Annotated in this window: 21 protein-coding genes and 1 tRNA gene; 10 read left to right on the top strand and 12 right to left on the bottom strand. The window is 74.9% G+C overall.

Annotated elements, in window-relative coordinates:
• Positions 1 to 57: 57 nt before the first annotated feature.
• Both cmk and der read left to right on the top strand, forming a co-directional pair.
• A complete protein-coding gene (gene cmk, locus ACI8AF_RS22310) occupies positions 58 to 750 on the top strand; it encodes a (d)CMP kinase (protein WP_456541953.1) in 693 nt (230 codons plus the stop codon).
• Complete coding sequence (der, locus tag ACI8AF_RS22305; RefSeq protein ID WP_456541952.1) at positions 747 to 2,093, top strand: ribosome biogenesis GTPase Der; 1,347 nt, start codon at positions 747 to 749, stop codon at positions 2,091 to 2,093. Before cmk ends, der begins: the two co-directional genes overlap by 4 nt.
• 13 nt (positions 2,094 to 2,106) lie before the next feature.
• On the opposite strand, the gene ACI8AF_RS22300 is transcribed toward der, so the two are convergent.
• Positions 2,107 to 4,302, bottom strand: coding sequence for an MMPL family transporter (locus ACI8AF_RS22300; protein WP_456541951.1), 2,196 nt, complete (start codon positions 4,300 to 4,302; stop codon positions 2,107 to 2,109).
• A gap of 159 nt (positions 4,303 to 4,461) precedes the next feature.
• On the opposite strand from ACI8AF_RS22300, the gene ACI8AF_RS22295 reads away from it, so the two are divergent.
• Positions 4,462 to 4,535 (top strand) — tRNA-Pro (locus tag ACI8AF_RS22295).
• A gap of 349 nt (positions 4,536 to 4,884) precedes the next feature.
• A complete protein-coding gene (locus ACI8AF_RS22290; RefSeq protein WP_456541950.1) occupies positions 4,885 to 5,832 on the top strand; it encodes a patatin-like phospholipase family protein in 948 nt (315 codons plus the stop codon).
• A gap of 85 nt (positions 5,833 to 5,917) precedes the next feature.
• On the opposite strand, the gene ACI8AF_RS22285 is transcribed toward ACI8AF_RS22290, so the two are convergent.
• The 5 genes from ACI8AF_RS22285 to ACI8AF_RS22265 all read right to left on the bottom strand — a co-directional run bounded on the left by ACI8AF_RS22285 (position 5,918) and on the right by ACI8AF_RS22265 (position 10,413).
• On the bottom strand, positions 5,918 to 6,547 hold the full coding sequence (locus ACI8AF_RS22285; protein WP_456541949.1) for a hypothetical protein: 630 nt from the start codon (positions 6,545 to 6,547) through the stop codon (positions 5,918 to 5,920).
• Between the two features lie 88 nt (positions 6,548 to 6,635).
• Positions 6,636 to 7,472: a DUF2382 domain-containing protein gene (locus ACI8AF_RS22280; protein WP_456541948.1), complete on the bottom strand. Its 837-nt coding sequence runs from the start codon at positions 7,470 to 7,472 to the stop codon at positions 6,636 to 6,638.
• 126 nt (positions 7,473 to 7,598) lie between these two features.
• Positions 7,599 to 7,937 (bottom strand): STAS domain-containing protein, encoded by a 339-nt coding sequence (locus ACI8AF_RS22275; protein WP_456541947.1) that lies wholly within the window; start codon positions 7,935 to 7,937, stop codon positions 7,599 to 7,601.
• An 88-nt stretch (positions 7,938 to 8,025) separates the two neighbouring features.
• The gene (locus ACI8AF_RS22270) at positions 8,026 to 8,799 is read right to left on the bottom strand and encodes a TetR/AcrR family transcriptional regulator C-terminal domain-containing protein (RefSeq protein WP_456541946.1); all 774 of its coding nucleotides are present in this window, start codon (positions 8,797 to 8,799) and stop codon (positions 8,026 to 8,028) included.
• A gap of 48 nt (positions 8,800 to 8,847) precedes the next feature.
• Positions 8,848 to 10,413: a CYTH and CHAD domain-containing protein gene (locus tag ACI8AF_RS22265; protein WP_456541945.1), complete on the bottom strand. Its 1,566-nt coding sequence runs from the start codon at positions 10,411 to 10,413 to the stop codon at positions 8,848 to 8,850.
• A 115-nt stretch (positions 10,414 to 10,528) separates the two neighbouring features.
• Here ACI8AF_RS22265 and ACI8AF_RS22260 point away from each other — a divergent pair, with 115 nt between their 5' ends.
• On the top strand, positions 10,529 to 10,840 hold the full coding sequence (locus tag ACI8AF_RS22260) for a WhiB family transcriptional regulator (RefSeq protein WP_456541944.1): 312 nt from the start codon (positions 10,529 to 10,531) through the stop codon (positions 10,838 to 10,840).
• A gap of 456 nt (positions 10,841 to 11,296) precedes the next feature.
• On the opposite strand, the gene ACI8AF_RS22255 is transcribed toward ACI8AF_RS22260, so the two are convergent.
• From ACI8AF_RS22255 to ACI8AF_RS22230, 6 genes are all read right to left on the bottom strand, one after another.
• Positions 11,297 to 11,704 carry a hypothetical protein gene (locus tag ACI8AF_RS22255; protein ID WP_456541943.1) on the bottom strand — a complete coding sequence of 136 codons (408 nt, stop codon included), beginning with the start codon at positions 11,702 to 11,704 and terminating at the stop codon, positions 11,297 to 11,299.
• 31 nt (positions 11,705 to 11,735) lie between these two features.
• Complete coding sequence (locus ACI8AF_RS22250; protein ID WP_456541942.1) at positions 11,736 to 12,755, bottom strand: hemolysin family protein; 1,020 nt, start codon at positions 12,753 to 12,755, stop codon at positions 11,736 to 11,738.
• The gene (locus ACI8AF_RS22245; protein ID WP_456541941.1) at positions 12,752 to 14,122 is read right to left on the bottom strand and encodes a hemolysin family protein; all 1,371 of its coding nucleotides are present in this window, start codon (positions 14,120 to 14,122) and stop codon (positions 12,752 to 12,754) included. The genes ACI8AF_RS22250 and ACI8AF_RS22245 overlap by 4 nt, the downstream gene beginning before the upstream one ends.
• A 58-nt stretch (positions 14,123 to 14,180) precedes the next feature.
• Positions 14,181 to 14,942, bottom strand: coding sequence for an NADPH-dependent F420 reductase (locus tag ACI8AF_RS22240; protein WP_456541940.1), 762 nt, complete (start codon positions 14,940 to 14,942; stop codon positions 14,181 to 14,183).
• Entirely contained in the window at positions 14,939 to 15,994 is a 1,056-nt protein-coding gene (locus ACI8AF_RS22235; RefSeq protein WP_456541939.1) for an LLM class flavin-dependent oxidoreductase, read from the bottom strand. Before ACI8AF_RS22235 ends, ACI8AF_RS22240 begins: the two co-directional genes overlap by 4 nt.
• A 69-nt stretch (positions 15,995 to 16,063) precedes the next feature.
• Positions 16,064 to 16,642, bottom strand: a complete 579-nt coding sequence (locus ACI8AF_RS22230) for an NADPH-dependent FMN reductase (protein ID WP_456541938.1) — start codon at positions 16,640 to 16,642, stop codon at positions 16,064 to 16,066.
• A gap of 121 nt (positions 16,643 to 16,763) precedes the next feature.
• On the opposite strand from ACI8AF_RS22230, the gene ACI8AF_RS22225 reads away from it, so the two are divergent.
• From ACI8AF_RS22225 to ACI8AF_RS22205, 5 genes are all read left to right on the top strand, one after another.
• Positions 16,764 to 17,261 carry a MarR family winged helix-turn-helix transcriptional regulator gene (locus tag ACI8AF_RS22225; protein WP_456541937.1) on the top strand — a complete coding sequence of 166 codons (498 nt, stop codon included), beginning with the start codon at positions 16,764 to 16,766 and terminating at the stop codon, positions 17,259 to 17,261.
• A 47-nt stretch (positions 17,262 to 17,308) separates the two neighbouring features.
• Positions 17,309 to 17,743 carry a hypothetical protein gene (locus ACI8AF_RS22220; RefSeq protein ID WP_456541936.1) on the top strand — a complete coding sequence of 145 codons (435 nt, stop codon included), beginning with the start codon at positions 17,309 to 17,311 and terminating at the stop codon, positions 17,741 to 17,743.
• A gap of 27 nt (positions 17,744 to 17,770) precedes the next feature.
• A complete protein-coding gene (locus ACI8AF_RS22215; protein ID WP_456541935.1) occupies positions 17,771 to 18,238 on the top strand; it encodes a carboxymuconolactone decarboxylase family protein in 468 nt (155 codons plus the stop codon).
• A gap of 112 nt (positions 18,239 to 18,350) precedes the next feature.
• Entirely contained in the window at positions 18,351 to 18,542 is a 192-nt protein-coding gene (locus tag ACI8AF_RS22210; protein ID WP_456541934.1) for a hypothetical protein, read from the top strand.
• The coding region (locus ACI8AF_RS22205) for a DUF5996 family protein (protein ID WP_456541933.1) at positions 18,539 to 19,487 on the top strand (949 nt) is incomplete at its 3' end. The genes ACI8AF_RS22210 and ACI8AF_RS22205, both read left to right, overlap by 4 nt.

The following is a 19,487-nucleotide window of genomic DNA, read 5'->3' as shown; positions in this document are numbered from 1 at the left end:
GAACGAGCGAGGAGCGGAGCGAACGGGGCCGCGGAGCGGCGGCACGTGCAGGGCCCGGTGAGCGACTTCGTCGGTTGCGTGACGTTGGACGGGCCGTCGGGCACGGGCAAGTCGAGCGTCGGCCGCGCGGTCGCCGCCCACCTGGGCGCGGCGTACCTCGACACCGGCGCCATGTACCGGGCGGCGACGGTCGCCGTCCTCGACGCCGGGGTCGACCCGGAGGACGCCGACGCCGTCGCCGGCGTCGTGGCCCGCACGACGATCGAGGTGGGGACGGCGGCCGACACCGAGCTGGTCCGGGTGGACGGCGTCGACGTCGCCACCCGGATCCGCGGCGCCGAGGTGACCCGCGCGGTGTCCGCCGTGTCCGCGGTGCCGGCGGTGCGCCGGCAGCTGGTCGACCAGCAGCGCGCGCTGGTGGCCGGCGCCGACGCCGTCGTCGTCGAGGGCCGCGACATCGGCACCGTCGTCCTGCCCGACGCGACGCTCAAGGTCTTCCTGACCGCCGCGCCCGAGGCCCGGGCCGAGCGGCGCGCGCTGCAGCTCGGGCTGACGACGCCGGAGGAGATCACCGCGCTCGCCGCCGACCTGCGCCGGCGCGACGAGTACGACAGCAGCCGGGAGGACAGCCCGCTGCGCCCGGCCACGGACGCCGTGGTCGTCGACAGCACCGACCTGGTGCAGGAGCAGACCGTCGCGCGCATCGTCGAGCTGGCCCGCTCGGCCGTCGCGGCGGGGGAGCGCACATGACCGAGGAGAGCACCGGCCCGCTGCCCGTGGTGGCGATCGTGGGCCGGCCCAACGTCGGCAAGTCCACGCTGGTCAACCGGTTCCTCGGCCGCCGCGCGGCGGTCGTCCAGGACACCCCGGGCGTGACCCGCGACCGGATCGCCTACGAGGCGCTGTGGAACGGCAAGCGGTTCACCGTCGTCGACACCGGCGGCTGGGACCCGAAGGCGGCCGGCCTCGGTGCCTCGATCACCCGGCAGGCCGAGTACGCGATGAAGACGGCGGACGTCATCGTCTTCGTCGTCGACAGCTCGGTCGGCGCCACCGACACCGACCTGGCCGCGGCGCGCATCCTGCGCCGGTCGGACCGCCCGGTGATCCTCGTGGCCAACAAGGTCGACGACGAGCGCAGCGAGGCCAACGCCGCCGAGCTGTGGTCGCTCGGCCTGGGCGAGCCCCAGCCGGTCAGCGCGCTGCACGGGCGGGCGAGCGGCGACCTGCTCGACCTCGTCCTGGACGCCCTGCCCGAGGCACCCCGCGAGCAGCCCGAGGAGGGCGGGCCGCGCCGCGTGGCGCTGGTCGGCCGGCCCAACGTGGGCAAGTCGAGCCTGCTCAACCGCCTGGCCCGCGACGAGCGGTCGGTCGTCGACTCGGTCGCCGGCACCACGGTGGACCCGGTCGACTCGATCGTCGTGCTCGGCGGCGAGGAGTGGCGGTTCGTCGACACCGCCGGGCTGCGGCGCAAGGTCAACACCGCCAGCGGCATGGAGTACTACGCCAGCCTGCGCACCGAGGCGGCGATCCAGGCCGCCGAGGTCGCGGTCGTGCTGCTCGCCGCCGACGAGGTGATCAGCGAGCAGGACCAGCGGGTGATCAGCCAGGTGGTCGACGCCGGCCGGGCGCTGGTGCTGGCCGTCAACAAGTGGGACACCCTCGACGAGGACCGGCACGTCCAGCTGGAGAAGGAGGTCGAGCGCGAGCTGGCCCGGGTGCGGTGGGCGTCGCGGGTCAACATCTCGGCCAAGACCGGCCGCGGGGTGGAGAAGCTCGCCCAGCACCTGCGGGCGGCGCTCGTCTCCTGGGAGACCCGCATCCCGACCGCGGAGCTGAACACCTACGTGCGGGCGATCGTGCAGGAGACGCCGCCGCCGGCCCGCGGCGGCCGGGCGCCCAAGATCAAGTACGTGACGCAGGCCGACGTCCGCCCGCCGCGGTTCGTCGTCTTCTCCACCGGGTTCCTCGAGGCCGGCTACCGCCGCTTCCTGGAGCGCAAGCTGCGGGAGCAGTGGGGCTTCGGCGGCACGCCGGTCGAGATCTCGGTCAAGGTCCGGGAGGGCAAGGACCGCGAGCGCGGCCGGAGCTGAACCCCCGGCGTCGTCACGACCCGGGGCGGACGTGCGGCGCGACGTCGGCCTCCCCGCGGGGCGCCGGGATCGGCGGCGTCCCGCCCTCGACGGGCTCCTCCGGGTCGTCGCGCCGCTGCGCCAGCCGGCTCGGCCACCACATGCGCCGGCCCACGTCGAGGTTGAGCGCGGTGACGAGCACCGACCGGACGATCATCGTGTCGAGCAGCACGCCGAGCGCGACCGCGATGCCCAGCTGGGTGGTGAAGGTCAGCGGGAGCGTCGCCAGGACGGCGAAGGTCGCGGCGAGCACCAGCCCGGCGGAGGTGATCACCCCGCCGGTGGCGGAGAGCCCGATCAGCGCCGCCCGCCGGGTGCCGTGGTCGGCGGCCTCCTCCCGCACCCGGGTCATCAGGAAGATGTTGTAGTCGATCCCGAGGGCGACCAGGAACACGAAGACGAACAGCGGGAACGAGCTGTCGGTCGAGGTGACGCCCAGCACCCAGTCGAAGATCAGCGCGCTCAGGCCCAGCGCGGCCGCGAAGGAGAGCACCACCGTCGCGACCAGGATCAGCGGGGCGACCACCGCGCGCAGCAGCAGGGCCAGCACGACCAGCACCACGAGCATGACCAGCGGGATGATCACCCGGTTGTCGCGCTGGGCGGCGTTCTGCACGTCGAGGTTGAGCGCTGTGTTGCCACCGACCAGCGCCTCGCCGTCGCCGACGTCGTCCAGCGTGGTGCGCAGCTCCTCGACGGTGGCGTAGGCGGCCGGGCTGTCGGCGGCGTCGGTCAGGGTCGCCGTCACGAGCGCCTCGTCGCCGACCACCACGGGCTCGGCGACCTCGCTGACGCCGTCGGTGCCGGCGACCGCCCGGGCCACCTCGTCGGCGGTGTCGGCGGTGGAGACGACGAAGACCGGGTTGCCCTGGGCGGCCGGGAAGTGCTCCGCCGCCACCTCCTCGCCCACGACCGACTCGGGGGTGCCGCGGAAGGCCTCGGCCTGGGTCAGGCCGGAGGGGTCGAGCCGGAACAGGCCGAGAGCGGCGGCCGCGAGCAGCAGGCTCGTGACCAGCCACACCGCGCGCGGACGCGGCTTGATCAGCCCGCCGACCCGCGCCCAGAAGCCGGTCGCGCTGGGTTCGGCGCTGCCCAGGGTGGGCTTGACCGGCCAGAACACCCAGCGGCCGCAGATGACCAGCAGGGCGGGGAGCAGCGTCATCAGCACCGCGAGGGAGACGGCGACGCCGATCGCGGCGACCGGTCCGAGGCTCGCGGTCGAGTTCATCTCCGCGGCGAGCAGGCAGAGCATGCCGAGGATGACCGTGCCGGCGCTGGCCAGCACCGCCGGGCCGGCCCGGTGCACCGCCTCGGTCATGGCCTCGTGCCGGTCGCCGTGCAGCCGCAGCTCCTCGCGGTAGCGGGCGACGAGCAGCAGGGCGTAGTCGGTGCCGGCGCCCACGACCAGGACGGTGAGGATGCTCGCGCTCTGGGCGTTCACGGTGAGGTCGGCGTAGCGGGCGAGCAGGTAGACGATGGCCTGCGCGCAGAACAGCGCGATGACCGCGCAGAAGATGGGCAGGATCCACAGGACCGGGCTGCGGTAGGTGAGCAGCAGGATCAGGATGACGACCCCGAGCGCGGCGAACAGCAGGGTGCCGTCGATGCCGGCGAAGGCCTCCGAGGAGTCGGCGGCGTTCCCGGCGGGGCCGCCGACCCAGGCCGAGAGCCCGTCGGGGCCGTCGGCGGTCGCGGCGCGCATCTCGTCCACCGCCGGGGCGAGCGCGTCCCACCCGCCCGGGCCGGCGTTCAGCGGGACGACGAGCTGCACCGCCTGGCCGTCCTCCGAGGGGATCGGGCCGACGACGTCGCCCGCGATGATGTCGAGCTCCGCGAAGGCGGCCGCGTCCTCGGCGACGGCCTCGGCGTCCTCCTCCGTGAGGCCTGAGGTCCGCTCGTAGACGACGACGGCCGGGAAGGTGTCGGGGTCCGACCCGAGCTCGGCCTGGCGCTGCAGCGCGAGGTAGGACTCGGCGCTCCCGGGCAGCCACGCCGAGATGTCGTTGTCCTGCTCGGCGGTGAGCTTCCCGGCCAGCGGCGCCGCGAGGGCCGCCAGCACGAGCCAGAACACGAGGATGACCCACTTGAACCGGCGGTGGCTGACGCGGGACGCGAACGACCTGCCCATGGCGAAGCCCTTGATCGACGACGGCGGTCCCCCGTGCGGCACGCACGCTAGCGAGGCCGGAGAAGGGGTGTCACGCCCTTTGCGCGCCGTTCGCCGGCTGTTGGCGCGGCGCCCACCGGGCGGAGGGGGCGCTCGGCGGTGCGGTAACCTTCTCGGGCGGTCGTCGACCGGCCCGGGACTCCCGGGGAGGCGGACGGCGCGCGGGCTGTAGCGCAGCTTGGTAGCGCACTTGACTGGGGGTCAAGGGGTCGCAGGTTCAAATCCTGTCAGCCCGACACGAAGGCTCAGGGGCCGTTCCGGAGACGATCCGGGACGGCCCCTCGCCGTTCGGGGAGAGGAGCCGCGATCTCGTCACCGTGCCCCGGGCGGCTCGGCGGACCTCAGGCACCGCCGGTGCGGGCGTCGGGCCTGACGGTGCGTTCGACTGCGGCCCGGCAACCGACGAGAAGTCGATTGCGCACCGCGTCGCCGGCGTGCGACCGTCCCGGCGATCGTGACCGTCCGGCAGGAGGTGAGACCCGTGCACGCAGTGTCCGCAGCGGGTGCTCCCCTGCAGTCCACGATCGCGCGGCAGAGGTAGTCGCCACCGGGAGCGCCCCAGGCGATCCCCGAGAGGCGACTCCCGTGAACACCACACCTCCTGCACCCCGGCCCGTCACGTCGACGACCTCCGGCCCGGCGGGTGCCCGCCGCGGTGAGCGCGCGCTGGTCCTCGGTGGAGGCGGATCGACCGGCAACGCGTGGCTGATCGGCGTCATCGCCGGCCTGTTCGAGGCCGGTGTCGACGTGACCCGGGCCGACCTGGTCATCGGGACGTCGGCCGGAGCGACGGCCGCGGCCCAGATCACCGGCGCGCCCCCGCCCGACCTGCTCGCCGCCGCCCTCGCCGCCGCGCCCCCGCCACCGACCGGTCCGACCGGGTCCGGCGGCGGGCGCGGTCCCGTCGGGTCGGTGGCCGACCACCTCGAGCGGATGGGCCGGGTCATCGCCGCCGCCGGCGACGCGGCCGACATGCGCCGCAGGATGGGTGCCGTCGCCCTCGAGAGGGCCGCGGCGTCCGGCGGCTCCGGGACCGAGCGGTGGCGCGCCACCGTCGCAGCCCGGCTGCCCGCCCAGCGCTGGCCGGACCGAGCCGTGCTCGTCACGGTGGTCGACGCCCACACCGGTGAACCGGTCGCCCTCGACCGCCACAGCGGGGTCGACCTGGTGGACGCCGTCGCCGCCAGCACGGCCGGCGGCCCCGCCTACGCCATCGGTGACCGCTGGTACATCGACGGCGGCTACCGCTCCGTCGAGAACGCCGACCTGGCGGCGGGATACGCGCGGGTGCTGGTGCTCTCACCGCTCGGCGGCAGATCGCACCACCCGCGGGAGTGGGGAACCCACCTGGCCGCGCAGGTCGGCGAACTGCGTGCCCGGGGCAGCAGGGTCGAGACGGTCGTCCCGGACGGCGACTCCCGGCAGCTGTTCGGTGCCGACGCGATGGACCCGTCGCTGCGCCCGTACGCCGCTCGAGCCGGTCACGACCAGGGCAGGGCCCTCGCCGACCGGCTCGCCGAGTTCTGGCGCTGACGCGACGGGGCCGTTCCGGATGCATCCGGAACGGCCCCTGCCGCGGTGCTCCCGCGACCAGCCCAGCGGCGTGGGCCGATGGTGCTCAGGCCGCCTCGATGCCCACGCGGTCGATCTTGCGGTGGTGGCGGGTGCCCAGCCTGCCGCCGAGGACGGCGCCCAGGAGGGTGGCCAGCAGGACGGCGACCAGCGCGATGATGCCGGCGGTGGTCGCCGTGCCCTCCCCGATGGGGATGTGGGGCAGGTTGAGCTGCTGGAGGACGTCGTACTGCGCGCCGAGGACGACACCCGCGCCGGCCAGCAGCAGGACGACCAGCAGCCCGATCAGCCAGACGGCCACGCCCTGGCGCGCGCCGTCGAACCGGGCCATGCGCCCGGCGACGTAGCCGCCGGCGAGATGGGCGAGGAAGAGCACCACCAGCAGGCCGATGCCGCCGGCGATGCCGATCGTGCTCACCTCGCGCGCCGCGGCGTCGCCGTCGTCGACGCCCTGGGAGAGGCCGAGTGCCACGCCCCCTGCGGACAGCAGGGCGGCGAGGACGACGGCGAGGCCGTTGGCGGACAGCCAGCCGAAGAAGGCCGCCCCCCACGTGATACCGCCGAAGCGCTCGTGCTGGGCGTCGAGCGCGTCGCGGGCGGCACCGCGCGTGGCGTGGGCGCCGGGTGATCCGGACAGGCGCACGTCGTCGCGGATGGAGGAGTGCTCGGTCAGCACGTTCCTTCGGGGAGGTGTCCGCTCGGGGGCGAGAGGGCAGGTGCCCGGCGAGGGGGGAGGTCTGGGGGAGCCGTCGAGCGGGGAGCCGTCAGCGACGGTCGAGGCGGGTGTCCTGGACGCCCTCGAGCTCGATCTGCTCCTTGCGGACGGTGCCGGAGACGGTCTCCCGGTCGGTGACGACCTCCTTGTCGAGGCGGACGCGCTCGACCGGGACGGCCTCCTTGTCCACCACCGGGCGCTCGGCGCGCAGCGTGACCTCGTGCTCCTCCTCGCTGATGGCCGGCCCGTCCAGCGCGTTGCCGAGGTCGGCGTCGGTGATGGGCTCGCGCTCGACGCGGACCTCCTCGCGGGAGACGGGCACGTTCACGGTCTGGTTCTCGGTCACGACGTACTTGCGCAGCCGCGCGCGACCGACCTCCTCGGACCGGGTGCCCACGGTCAGCCGCTCCTCCGAGCGGGTCATCGCGTCGTCGGTCGTCGGGCCGGACGTGTCGCGGCCGACGGTGCGTCCCTGGACGTCGTCGTAGACGCCGTCGCCGTCGCGGTCGGTGCGGGCCGGACCTGTCGTCCCCGTGCCGGGGGTGGTCGGTCCGCCCGCGGGGACGCCGGAGCCGAGCCCGAGCCCGTAGTAGCGGTAGAGCTCCTGCTCCTCCTGCGGGGACAGGTGGCCGTCGGTGCCGATGCGCGGCGCGGCCTTCACCTGCTCCTCGGCGACCGGGACGCGGACCCCGTCACCGGTCAGGTCGGCGTCCCGCAGCGGGACGAACGACTCCTTGGTGCCGAACAGGCCGGTGCGCACGGTCACCCACTCCGGGTGGCCGCTCTCGTCGTCGAGGTACACCTCGGCGGCGGAGCCGATCTTGCCGCCGGCCTGGTCGTAGACGGTCTGGCCGATCACGCGGTCGATGTCGCCGGTGCCGATCATCCGGTCCTCCTGATGGGTAGGCGAGACCCCGCGAGCACGAGGCGGGGGAGGGTGGTGCCGACTGGCACCGCCTCTCGACTACCCGGAGGTTTACGGCGTAAACCGAGGCCGTGGGCCGGTACGGCCTCAGCCGACCGGGTCGAACAGGTCTGCCAAGCCCGTGATCCGCAGCAGTTGCTGGGTGGAACGGGACGGGTGGCGCAGCTTGGGTCGCACGCCGAGGGCGCGCGCCGCCTCGGTCTGCCGCAGCAGGAAGCTCGCGCCGATCGAGCTGATGAACGTCACCGCGGAGGCGTCGACCAGGGACACGCGGCCCGGGCCGTCGCCGGCCGCCGTCGCCGCGCCGTCGTCGAACGCGTTCACCGTCGCCGTGTCGATGTCGCCGCGCAGGTAGAGGACGACCTCACCGTCCTCGGTGCCGATGCTGATGGAGCCGGGCGGGTGCGGCGGTGCGCTACCGATCATCGAGCGGGTCCTCGCGGTCCGGGAGACGCGCTGGTGCGCGGCTTTACGCGGTAAACCTACCCCGATCAGGGGAGAGCCGGCATGGACGTCAGGAACCGCGGCCGCGTCGGGAGGAGCGCAGCAGCCGGTCCAGGCGGTCCAGCAGGTTCTCCAGCGACTCCTCGAACTCCGCCGCCGACTCGTCCTCGCTGAGCAGCGCCTGGAGACGCACGACCGAGGGATACGCGCTGAGGTCGGTCTCCGCTTCCGACGCCGGGTTCGGCTCGTCGCGCGAGCTGATCGGCACACCCTTCTGCGAGATCTCGAGGAGCAGGTGGCCCAGCAGGAAGCTCGTGTACGCCCGGTAGGCCGCCACGGCCAGGTCGTCGGAGAAGCCGTGGCTCGTCATCGCCTGGAGGAAGGACTCGACCCAGCGGAGACTGCGCAGCGGCGGGCGGACCCACGGCGCGGCCGGCGGCCGCGTCGCCACGAGCGGGAAGACGGCGGGGTGGGCCAGCGCGATCCGGCGGACGCCGTGCGCCAGCCGCTGCAGGTAGTCCTGCCAGCCGTGGGCGGCCTCCATGTGCACGTCCGGGTCGCCGTACAGCTCGTCGACGACGGTCTCCACCACGCCGTCGAGCAGCTGCTCGCGGCTGGTCACGTAGCGGTACAGCGCCATGCCCTCGACACCGAGGTACGCGCCGAGGCGGCGCATGGTCAGAGCATCGATGCCGTGCTCGTCGATGAACTGCACGGCGGACCCGAGGACCCGCCGCCGGTCGAGGCTGCCGCGCATCGATCCGCCCGCCGCGGGCACCACCATGGCCCGCTCCCCGCGGCCCTCCGGGCTGTCCGGATCGGGCGCTCCGTCGTGCTCGGCCACGGCGACCTCCTCTGCGCGCTTCTCCCGGGAGTGTGCCCTGGCCCTGGTCTACCGCAGCCAGCGGTGGAGGGACTTGCGACCCGCGGCCCCCCACGCGGCCGCGAAGTGCTCGTGCGACTGCACGCCGCGGGCCTCCTCCTGGGCGTGCAGGCGCCCGTAGAGGAACGCCACCTCGGTCGACGAGGCGTTCACGGCCAGGTCGTGCAGGCGGTCCCGGGTGAGGACGGAGTCCTGGTGCTCACCCAGTGCCTCCTGCACGGCCTCCATCGCGGCGGCGAAGGCGGTGGCGTCCGAGCCGAAGACGGGGGCGACCGACTCGGCGGCGTAGCGGGACTGCTTGGCCGCCTTGCGGGCGTCGTGCCACAGCTCCTCCTGCTCCGGCCCGGCGGGCACGGTCTGCGCCTTGTCCACGTACCTGCGAACCCGGGCGTAGCTGTGCGCCACGAGTTCCGGCAGCGTCGCAGTGGCGCGCGCCCTCGCGGGCTTGCGCAGCGGTGGCCGGTCCACCAGCTCCTGCAGCGTCACCAGGATCCGGTGGTAGCGGTCGCTGTCGAGCGCCGCGAGCACCCGGTCGTGCGCCGCGCGGTAGGCGGCGTCCAACTCGGCCAGGGCGGCGCCGGTCCCGGCACCCCGGTCGTCCACCGCCTCGCGCACCCGGTCGCGCATGACCTCGGCGTCCCGGGCGGCGCCCAGCTCGCCGGCGAGCCACTTCAGCTCGTCGCGCAGCGGGCCGACCACCGCGGGATCGAACAGCGGCTTGAAGGTGCTCAGCGCGCTGCGCAGCCGCCGGGTGGCCACCCGCATCTTGTGCACGCTGTCGGGGACGTCCAGGCGCACGGGCAGGTCCTGTGCCCGCACCTGCGCGACCTGCTGGCGGACGTGCGCCAGCAGCACGTCGCCCGCCCTGGACTTCCGGGTGGGGCGCTCGGGGTCGGCGGCCGGCCCGCCGTCGACGGTCAGGACGTGCGCCAGCCCCGTCCCTGCCCCCGCCTTGCGCAGGCCGTGCCCGCGCAGCTCCTCGGAGAGCGCCTTCTTCCGGCCCGCGGCGCCGCCGGCCAGGGACAGGCCGACCTCCCGCCAGCTGGTGAGGGCGCCGGCGGCCTCACCCGGGCCGTCGTGCGGGTGCAGCCGGCGTCCGGTGACCCGGTCGTCGGTCACCTCGACCAGGACCTGCCCGCTGGCGTCGGTCACGTGCCGCACGACCCGCTCGGTCGTGATGCGGGCGACCGGCTCGAGCGGCGCACCGAGGGTCCGCGCCCGCACCATGGCCTGCAGCCCGCCCGGGACCGTGCGAGGAGTCCGCCCCGGCGGGACCCGCCCGGCGGGCAGCCGCACCTCCGACCCGCCCGCCGTCCCGGCCGGTGGCGTGAGGTGCCAGCCGGACCCGCTCCCGCCGGTCCGCCGGAGCAGGGTCACCCCCGAGGCGAGCAACCGCAGATCGGCCGTGTCGAAGTAGACGGCGTCCAGCCGCTGCTGCGCCACGTCGCCCTCGGCGAGCGGGCCGCTGCTGGGCGCGGCACCGTCGCCCCCGGCGACCGATCCGATGAGGGGAGGCAGCACGAAGGCGTCGTCGGCCTCGAACCTCAGCTCTTCTCGCCGATCGGGAACAGGCATCGGTCAGGTGTACACCAGGTGGCTGAACGGGCGACGCGCCCGGAGCCCGGCACTCCCTGGGTGACCGTCGGCGCGCCTCCCCGGTGCGGGGGGACGGGTGTGACGCAATCAGGCGATGGGCCGCGCCGAGGCTCACGACCACGTGCCGGGGGCGATCCCGCCCGCGGCTCTCGGCGCGTGGCGAGAGCTCCGCGCCGGGCTCGAGGAGGTCGGCACCGTCGAGTGCCAGCAGCAGGACCACACGGCGTGGTGGCCGGACAAGCGGGACCTCGACTCGCCCGCGACCCGTGACGCCGTCGCCGCCTGCCGGCGTTGCCCGCTCCGGGGTCCCTGCGCCGAGTACGCCATCGCCGCGGACGAGCGCTTCGGCGTGTGGGGGGCGACGCTGCCCGACGAGAGGCGACGGCGGCGCGGCTGCTCCGGGTAGGGCCCGCTGTCGGGTGCCGGGCGGCCACGGGTCAGCCCGCGGTCGGCGGTGACCACGACGGCCGGTGGCCGGGGCAGGTCGGCCAGGCGCAGGCCGGCCGAGAGCTCCGTGATGCCCCGCCCCGCACGGAGCGAGCCGGGGATGTCGATGTCGCCGATCTTCTCGTGGGCGGTCGCGCAGTCGGAGCGCAAGCTGCAGCCGCGCCGCTGCCGCGCCCACGCGGCCCGCTGCGCGGCGGCGAGCAGCCGGTGCGGCACCCGGACCCGGGTCAGCCGCTCGGCCACGCGCATGGTGCGTCCGAGCCGCGCGCACCCCGTCGCGTCGTCGATCGGGGTCGGGGCGATCCGCGGAACGACAGCGGCAGAGCGCTTCCGGTCACGGCCGTGGCGGCGGTGGGGTCGAGGCGCCCACCAGCGGGCGGGCACGAGGCGGCACCAGGTCGAGCAGGTCGGCCGGTCAGGCGTGTCGCGACCCCAGCAGGTGGAGCAGCGCCCGGGCGTAGGCCTCGGACGGGTCGGCCCCCTCGTGCCCGCTCGTCGTGCCGTCGACCCGGAGCGTGACGCGGTAGCCGTCGCCGGTCGGCGCGAGCCCCAAGAACGCGTCGCCGAGCAGCTCGCGCAACTGGTGCTCGGCCGGCACCCACAGCGCCTCGGACTGCTCGATCGAGTCCAGGGCCCACTCGGTCGTGCCGTTGAAGCCGATCACCGGGCCGCCGGGGAACTCGTGGACCTCGATCGTCATGTCCGAGAGCACGAAGACGTCGGCGTCCATCTCCCGGTCGGGCATGACGAAGCTGTCGCCGCGGGCAGGGGTCCAGGACAGCCCGGCGTCGCGCAGGGCGCGGGCCAGCGCGATCGACAGCACGGGACCATCCTGCGTCATCCCCGGCGGACCGTCAGGACGCGGGCGACTCCGGCTGGGGGAACAGCCGGCGCAGCACGTCGGAGAGCGTGACGACGCCGAGGACCGTCCCGGCGTCGGTGACGACGGCGAGGTGGTTGCGGGTCTGCCGCATCTCCCTGAGCGCGGCGGGCACCGTGGTGGCCGCCGCGAGCGCGAACACCGGCCGGGCGAACGACGCCGCGGCCTCGTCCGCCGCCGCCGTGAGGGTGTCGCGGACGTGCACCACGCCGGTCAGCCGCGCCCGGTCGCCGAGGAGGATGCGCAGGTGCCCCGTGCGCCGGGTGGCGGCGCGCACCGCGCCGACGTCGGCGGCGGCGTCCACCGCGACCAGCGGGGCATCCGGGGTGACCAGGTCGCGCACGGTCAGGCGCTCGAGCTCCAGCGCGCCGGAGATCTGCGCGGAGAACCCGGCGTCGAGCGCGCCCACGTTCGCCGAGTGCTCGACGAGGTGTCGCAGCGCGTCGGGGCTGTGCCCGATCGCGACCTCGTCGGCCGGCTCGACCCCGACCCGGCGGACCAGCGCGTTGGCCGCGGCGTTGAGCACCCGCAGCACCGGCCGGAACACGGCCAGGAACGCCCGCATCGGCCCGGCGAGCAGGGTGGCCGAGCGCTCCGGGTGGGCGATCGCCCACGACTTCGGCGCCATCTCACCGACCACCAGGTGGAGGAACGTCACCACCAGCAGCGCCAGGACGAAGCCGACGACGTCGGCGGCGACCAGCGGCAGGCCCCAGCTCTCGAACAGCGGGGTGAGCCAGTGGTGCACCGCCGGCTTGCTGATGGCGCCCAGGGCGAGGGTCGCCGCGGTGATGCCCAGCTGCGACCCGGCCAGCAGCAGCGTCAGCTCCGAGGAGTTGCGCAGCGCGGCCCGCGCCGACCGGCTGCCGGGGGCGGCCTCCTCCAGCCGGTGCCGCTTGGCCGCCAGTGCGGCGAACTCGACGGCCACGAAGAAGGCGCTGAGCGCCACGATGAGCACGGTGGCCGCGGCGACCACCCAGGGGTTGTCGGTCATCGGCCGTCCTCCGCGGCGGCGGGCAGCTCCAGCCGGACCCGCGAGGGCACGTGCCGGTCGACGGTGAGCACCTCCACGCGCAGGTGGCGGGTGACCGGCTCGTCGGCGATCACCAGGTCGCCGGGGTCGGGCGGCAGCTCGACGGCGAGCGTGTCGCCGGGCTTGGGCAGCGTGCCGGCGGCGGCGATGACGAGGCCGGCGATCGTCTCGTAGTGCCCGCGGGGGAGGTCGACGGCGAGCGCGCGCTCGACCTCGTCGACGTGCACGTCCCCGGCCATCTCCCACACCCCGTCCCCCTCGACCGGCACGTACTCGGGGGCGACGTCGGCGTCGTGCTCGTCGGTGATCTCCCCGACCAGCTCCTCGGCGAGGTCCTCGAGCGTGACCACGCCGGCGAACCCGCCGTACTCGTCGATGACGCACGCCAGCTGGTTGCGGGTGTCGGCGAGCTCGCGCAGCGCGTCGGGCAGCCGGGTGAAGGTGGAGACCACGAGGCACTCGCGGGCGATCGCGGTCACCCGTGCCGTGTCGGGCTCCGCGGTCGTCAGCAGGTCCGCCAGGTGCACGACGCCGACGACGTCGCCGCTGCCGGCGTCCAGCACGGGGTAGCGCGAGTGCCCCGACGCCATGAGGGCGCGCAGGTGCCCGAGGGTGTCGGTGGTCCGCACCGTGCCGACGCGCGGCCGGGGGATCATCGCGTGCTCGACGTCCCGCTCGGGGAAGTCGAGGATCCGGTCGACCAGCATCGACAGCTCCGCCGGCAGGTCACCGCTCTCCCGGGACTCCTCGACGATGTGCTCGAGGTCGCGGGCCGTGGCGGCGTGCTCGACGTCGTGCACCGGCTCGATCCGCAGCGCGCGCAGCAGCAGGTTGGACGCCTGGTCGAAGACCTTGATCAACCAGCCGAACACCGTCAGGTAGGCGGTGGTCGAGGCGGCCAGCCGGCGGGCGACCGGCTCGGGCCGGGCGATCGCCACGTTCTTCGGGAACAGCTCCCCGAAGAGCATCTGGACCAGGGTGGAGAACAGCAGGGCCAGGACGGCGCCGAGGCCGATCCCCACCGCGGTGGGGACGCCGACACCGCCGAGCAGCGCGCCGAGCGACTCACCGATCAGCGGCTCGGCGACGTAGCCGACCAGCAGCCCGGTCACGGTGATGCCCAGCTGGGCGCCGGACAGCATGAACGACGTGCGCCGGGTCACGCCGAGCGCGCGCCGGGCAGCGGCGTCCCCGGCCTCGGCCCGGGCGGCCAGGCCGGCGCGGTCGACCGCCATGTAGGCGAACTCCTGGGCCACGAAGTAGCCGGTGACCACCGTGATCGCCAGCACGACCACCACGCCGAGCAGGAGGGAGAGCACTTCCGTCACCGGCCACGCACCCCCCTTCCGGCAGCGGGGGGCGTGGCCTGGGGACTGTGACAGGGACTCATGTCTCTCTTCGACGCAGGGGTGGAGCGGGCACGGCGCTCCCGCGGTCCAACGTAGCGACCCCGTGGCCCGTTCCTGCTGCACCGCCCCGGCGGGCCGCGGCGACCTCCCGGCCCCGCTCGGAGGCGGGGAAGCGCTCGACAGCGGCGCGCAGCTCGGCCGCGGCCACGTTCGCGCCGAAGGGCTCGGTGCCGGGCTCGAGCCGCACTCCGTCGGCAAGCGTCCCCGCGCGGACGGGGTCGAAGCCGAGCGCGTCGACGAGGTCCGCGACGGTGCCGACGTCGGCCGGGTCGTCCCCGGCGACGGCGATCGCCCGGCGCCCCGGCGCGCCGGCGGGCCGGGCCCCGTCCTCCAGGTCGTGGTAGCCCATGTGGTTGAAGGCCTTGACGACGCGCGAGCCCGGCAGGAACCGCTGCACGATCTCGCTGGTGGAGGTGCGGGGGTCGGTGAGGTCGTCGCGGACGCCGTCGACCTCCCACCAGTAGTTCATCGCGTCGACCACCAGCTTCCCGGCCAGCGCGTCGACCGGCAGGCCGCGGTGCCGGCCCAGGGGGAGGGCCAGGACGACGACGTCGGCGTCGCGGACGGCGTCGGCCGCGGTGGTGGCGACCGCCCCCGGGGCCAGGACCTGCACGACCAGGTCGATCCGGTCGGGCGAGCCCGACCCGGCGACGCGGACGTCGAACCCGGCCGCCACCGCGAGCCGGGCCAGCACCGTGCCGACCTTGCCGGCCCCGAGGACGGCGACCCGCCGCGTCACGCCGCCCCGGCGAGGAGCTGCCGCACCTGCGGCACCACCTCGGCGCCGAACAGCTCGACCGAGCGCAGCCGGGCGCGCGCCGGGACGCTGCCGGCGGTGTAGATCATGTCGAAGCGCCCCACGTCGAGCGCCCGGACCGCGTCGGCGATCCGGCGCGCCACCGTCCCCGGCGAGCCGATGTAGAGCGACCCGTGCGCGATCTCGGCCTCGAACTCCTCGCGCCGCACCGGCGGCCAGCCGCGCAGGGCGCCGATCCGGTCGCGCATGACCCTGTACCGCGGCCACACCGTCTCGACGGCCTCGGCGTCGGTGTCGGCCACGAACCCGGGGGAGTGCATGCCGACCGGGTGCGCGGTCGTGCCGAACTGGGCGGCGGCGCGGCGGTAGAGGTCGACGTAGGGCGCGAACCGGGCGGGCGACCCGCCGATGATCGCGAGCATCAGCGGCAGCCCGTAGCGGGCGGTGCGGATCACCGACTGGGGTGAGCCGCCGACCCCGACCCACGTGTCGAGGTGCCCGGACTCGGTCTTCGGGAAGACGTCGGCGTGCTGCAGGGGGGCGCGGGTGGTGCCCTCCCACGTCACCGGCTTCTCCTCCAGCAACCGGGCGAACAGCTCGATCTTCTCCTCGAAGAGGACGTCGTAGTCGCTCAGGTCGTAGCCGAAGAGCGGGAACGACTCGGTGAACGACCCCCGGCCCAGGATGACCTGGGCGCGGCCACCGGAGAGCGCGTCCAGCGTGGCGAAGCGCTGGAACACGCGGACCGGGTCGTCCGAGGACAGCACCGTGACGCCGGACGCGAGCGTGATCCGCTCGGTGCGGGTGGCGATGCCGGCGAGCACCGTCTCGGGGCTGGAGATGGCGTACTCCGGCCGGTGGTGCTCGCCCAGCGCGACGACGTCGACGCCGAGGCGGTCGGCCAGCACCGCCTCCTCGACGACCTGGCGGATCGCCGCGCCGTGGGAGAGCAGCTCGCCGGCGTCGTCCTCGGGGACGTCGCCGAACGTGTCGAGCCCGAACTGCAGCGGGCGGTCGGGGGCGGGGGTGGCCATGGGGGGACCGTCTCTCCGGTGGGCTCTGGTGGGAAGGCGGGCCGGGGGGCGACCCGGCCCGCGGGGGGGTCAGGCCGCCGCGGCGCGGGGGGCCGACCGGAGCGGGGCGAGCGCGGCGCTCCAGGTGACGACCTGGTCGAGCAGGGTGTCCAGCGCGGGCAGGTTGTAGTCGCCCGGGGTGAACGTCGAGTAGTTCTCGAACTCGGTGGCGAGCGAGAGGGCCACCTGCTGGCGGACGTCGGCCATCTGCAGCTCGCCGGCGACCAGGCGCAGGTGCTCGACGGCGCGGGCGCCGCCGACGGCGCCGTAGCTGACGAAGCCGACCGCCTTGTTGTTCCACTCGGCGTACAGGTAGTCGATGGCGTTCTTGAGGACCCCGGAGGTGCTGTGGTTGTACTCCGGGGTGACGATCACGAACCCGTCGAAGGAGGCGATGGTCTCCGCCCACTGCCGGGTGTGCTCGCCCTGGTACCGGCCCTGCGACGGCGGGATCGGCTCGTCGAGGTGGGGGAGCGGGTAGTCGCGGAGGTCGACCAGCTCGAACTCCGCGTCGGCGCGCCGGGAGGCGACGTCGAGGACCCACCGGGCCACCTGCTCGCCGTTCCGGTTGGGGCGGGTGCTGCCGAGGATGATGCCGATCCGGGTCACGGGGGACCTCCTGCTGCTCGTCGACGGCGGACCGTCGCGGAGGATGACTTGAACGGTCAACTGAACGCATCCACCGTACGAGCGATGACTTGAACCGTCAAGTGAGCGCTATCCTCGTAACGTGACCGACCGCGGTGCGGCCGCCGAGGCGGCGGAGGAGGACGTCCGCTGGCTGACGGCGGCGGAGGACGCCAGCTGGCGCTCGCTCATGGCGCTGATGGCCCAGCTGCCCTGGTCGCTGGAGTGCCAGCTCCAGCGGGACGCGCGGCTGAGCGTGGTCGAGTACCACGCGCTCGCCATGCTGTCCGAGCGACCGGACCACACGCTGCGGATGAGCGAGCTGGCCCAGCTGACGAACGCGTCGCTGTCCCGGCTGTCGCACCTGGTCAAGCGGCTGGAGGCCCGCGGGTTCCTGCGGCGCGAGCCCGATCCCGCGGACGGCCGCTACACGCTGGCGATCATGACCGCCGACGGGTACCGGCACCTGGTCGCCAGCGCGCCGGGCCACGTCCGCCACGTGCGCGACGTCGTCCTGGACGCCCTGACGCCCGAGCAGGTGACGGCGCTGGGGGAGATCTCCCGCCAGGTGCTCGCCCGGCTGCACCGCACGGACGGCTGAACCGGGGCGCGGGGCGGGTAGGAGCGTCCTGACGAGGGGGAGGGGCCATGGCCGAAGATCCGGCGCGGCGCCGGGACGAGCTGACCGAGCGCGCCAACTACCACGTCGAGGCGCAGCGGCGCCGGGACGAGGAGGAGTCGGCGAAGGCGCAGGTGCTCGTCGACCGGTTCGTCGCGCAGGCGACGGCGGCGGGTCTGGCGACGGAGGAGCTGACCGCCCGTCCGTGGACCGGCCGCGGTCGCTACCGCACCGGTGTCCGGGGCTGGTACCTGCTGCGGGACCGCTCGGTGGGCGTGGGCGTCGACGGCGGCTACTACGTGCTGCTCGTGCCTCCGGTGCGGTTCGGCCGCTGGCGGACCGCCGACATCGCACCGACCCCGCCACCGCTGCAGGTGGGCAAGGGGGCCCGCGACGGCGAGTCCATCGCCCTCGCCGCCGCGCTCGAGGTGCGGCTGCAGTGGCCGGAGACCGGACCGGCCTGAGCGGAGGGGGCAGGGCGGATGGGGGACGTGGAGATCCGCACCACGCGGCTGGACCTCGCGGCGGATGATCGGCTGATGGCCCTGGCCCGGGCCGGCGCGGACGCCTTCGGCCACACCGCCGAGCTGGCGCTGGACCGCCGGCTGGCGGAGCTGCTGCGACTGCGGGTCGCCCAGGTCAACAACTGCACGTACTGCCTCCACCTCCACCACCGCGTCGCCCGCGAGATCGGGATCCCGCAGGTCGAGGTCGACTGCCTCGCCGCCTGGTGGGAGACCCGGCTGTTCAGCGACGCCGAGCGGGCCGCGCTGCGGTACGCCGAGGCCCTCACCCGGGCCGCCGACACCACGGTCGCCCAGGCGTTCCAGCAGTACCACGACGCGCTGGCCGCCCACTTCGACGAGACGCGGATGCGGGAGATCGCGGCGGTCGTCGTCAACATGAACGTCTGGACCCGGATCAAGCTCGCCGAGGGGGCCATGCCGTCCCCGGGGTGACCGACCGGCCCCCCGGGCCGGGGGGTCTCCCTGGCGCGACGGTGCGCCGCGGAGCCCGATCGTTCCCGGAGGGCCGCGACGGCGGTCGGCCACGGCGGGACGAGGAGGCGGGATGGCGCGCTACCGGATGGTCTACGGCGACGACGAGCAGGTGGTCCGCGAGACCTTCGACGACGTCGTCGTGGAGCGCGAGGACGGCTGGACCGTTCTCTTCCGCGGGAACGACGCGATCCTGAGGATCCGCGACGAGCACGTGCAGGCGCTCGAGCGGGTGGACCCGCCCGCGGCGGGCGGACCGACGTGACCGCGACCACCGCCGCGCGCTGGCCGGCCGTCCCGTACGAGCGGTGGGCGGCCACCTGCGACACGCTCCACGCGCACGCCCAGGTCCTCGGCAAGATCGCCACCGCGCTGGCCCCGCCCGAGCCGCAGCTGCAGCACGCCGCGATGCGGCTCACCGTGCGCGGCTGGGAGACGGCCCCCCTCCCGGCGCCCGACGGTTCCGGGGCACTGGCCCTGGTCCTGGACATGCGGCGGCACGAGGTCGCGGTGGAGCACAGCAGCGGGTGGAGCGAGCACGTCCCGCTCACGCCGCACCGGGCGGTGCGGGACGTGACGCGGGAGGTCCTGGCGTCGGTGGCCCGGATCTGCGGCCCCGTGGCGATCAACCCCGAGCCGCAGGAGGTCCCGTGGCAGGTGCCCCTCGACGAGGACCGTGAGCACGCGCGGTACGAGCCGGAGGCGGTCCACGGCTACTTCGCCGCGGCGGGTCGCGCGGCGCAGGTGCTGACCGAGTTCCGGGCGCCGTTCCGGGGGCGCTCCACCCCGGTCGCGGCGTGGTGGGGGTCGTTCGACCTCGCGGTCGGCCTCTTCTCCGGCAGGGCCGTCGATCCGCCGGCCGACGACTTCATCACGCGGAACTCGGCGGACGCGCAGATGGTGGCCGTCGGGTGGTGGCCCGGCGACCCCCGCTACCCGAGGGCGGCCTTCTACGGCTACGCCCATCCACCGGTCGAGGGCCTGAGGCAGGCCGACCTGTCGCCTCCGCAGGCCCGCTGGGAGCCCGACCTGGGTGAGTTCGTCCTCGACTGGGACGACGTGCGAGCCGCGCCCGACCCCTCCGCCTGCGCTCTGCGGTTCGCCCGGTCGCTCGTCCGCCGGGCCGGCGCGCTGGCCGGGTGGGACGAGGCGCTGATCGCCAGCGTCGACGGCCGGCCATCGCCGCTGCGGCCACGCCGTGGCGGCGATC

The sequence above is a fragment of the Blastococcus sp. SYSU D00669 genome (assembly GCF_054050715.1).
Note: the sequence above shows the minus strand (reverse complement) of the source record. Positions and strands in the feature narration are given on the sequence as shown.

What these genes read in the sequence shown, in the direction of transcription:
- der (WP_456541952.1), top strand. Translation starts at nt 747, where the DNA reads ATGACCGAGGAGAGCACCGGCCCGCTGCCCGTGGTGGCGATCGTGGGC.
- ACI8AF_RS22280 (WP_456541948.1), bottom strand. Translation starts at nt 7,472, where the DNA reads ATGATCGGCACCGGCGACATCGACCGCGTGATCGGCCAGACCGTCTAC.
- ACI8AF_RS22275 (WP_456541947.1), bottom strand. Translation starts at nt 7,937, where the DNA reads ATGATCGGTAGCGCACCGCCGCACCCGCCCGGCTCCATCAGCATCGGC.
- ACI8AF_RS22265 (WP_456541945.1), bottom strand. Translation starts at nt 10,413, where the DNA reads ATGCCTGTTCCCGATCGGCGAGAAGAGCTGAGGTTCGAGGCCGACGAC.
- ACI8AF_RS22260 (WP_456541944.1), top strand. Translation starts at nt 10,529, where the DNA reads ATGGGCCGCGCCGAGGCTCACGACCACGTGCCGGGGGCGATCCCGCCC.
- ACI8AF_RS22250 (WP_456541942.1), bottom strand. Translation starts at nt 12,755, where the DNA reads ATGACCGACAACCCCTGGGTGGTCGCCGCGGCCACCGTGCTCATCGTG.
- ACI8AF_RS22235 (WP_456541939.1), bottom strand. Translation starts at nt 15,994, where the DNA reads ATGGCCACCCCCGCCCCCGACCGCCCGCTGCAGTTCGGGCTCGACACG.
- ACI8AF_RS22220 (WP_456541936.1), top strand. Translation starts at nt 17,309, where the DNA reads ATGGCCGAAGATCCGGCGCGGCGCCGGGACGAGCTGACCGAGCGCGCC.
- ACI8AF_RS22210 (WP_456541934.1), top strand. Translation starts at nt 18,351, where the DNA reads ATGGCGCGCTACCGGATGGTCTACGGCGACGACGAGCAGGTGGTCCGC.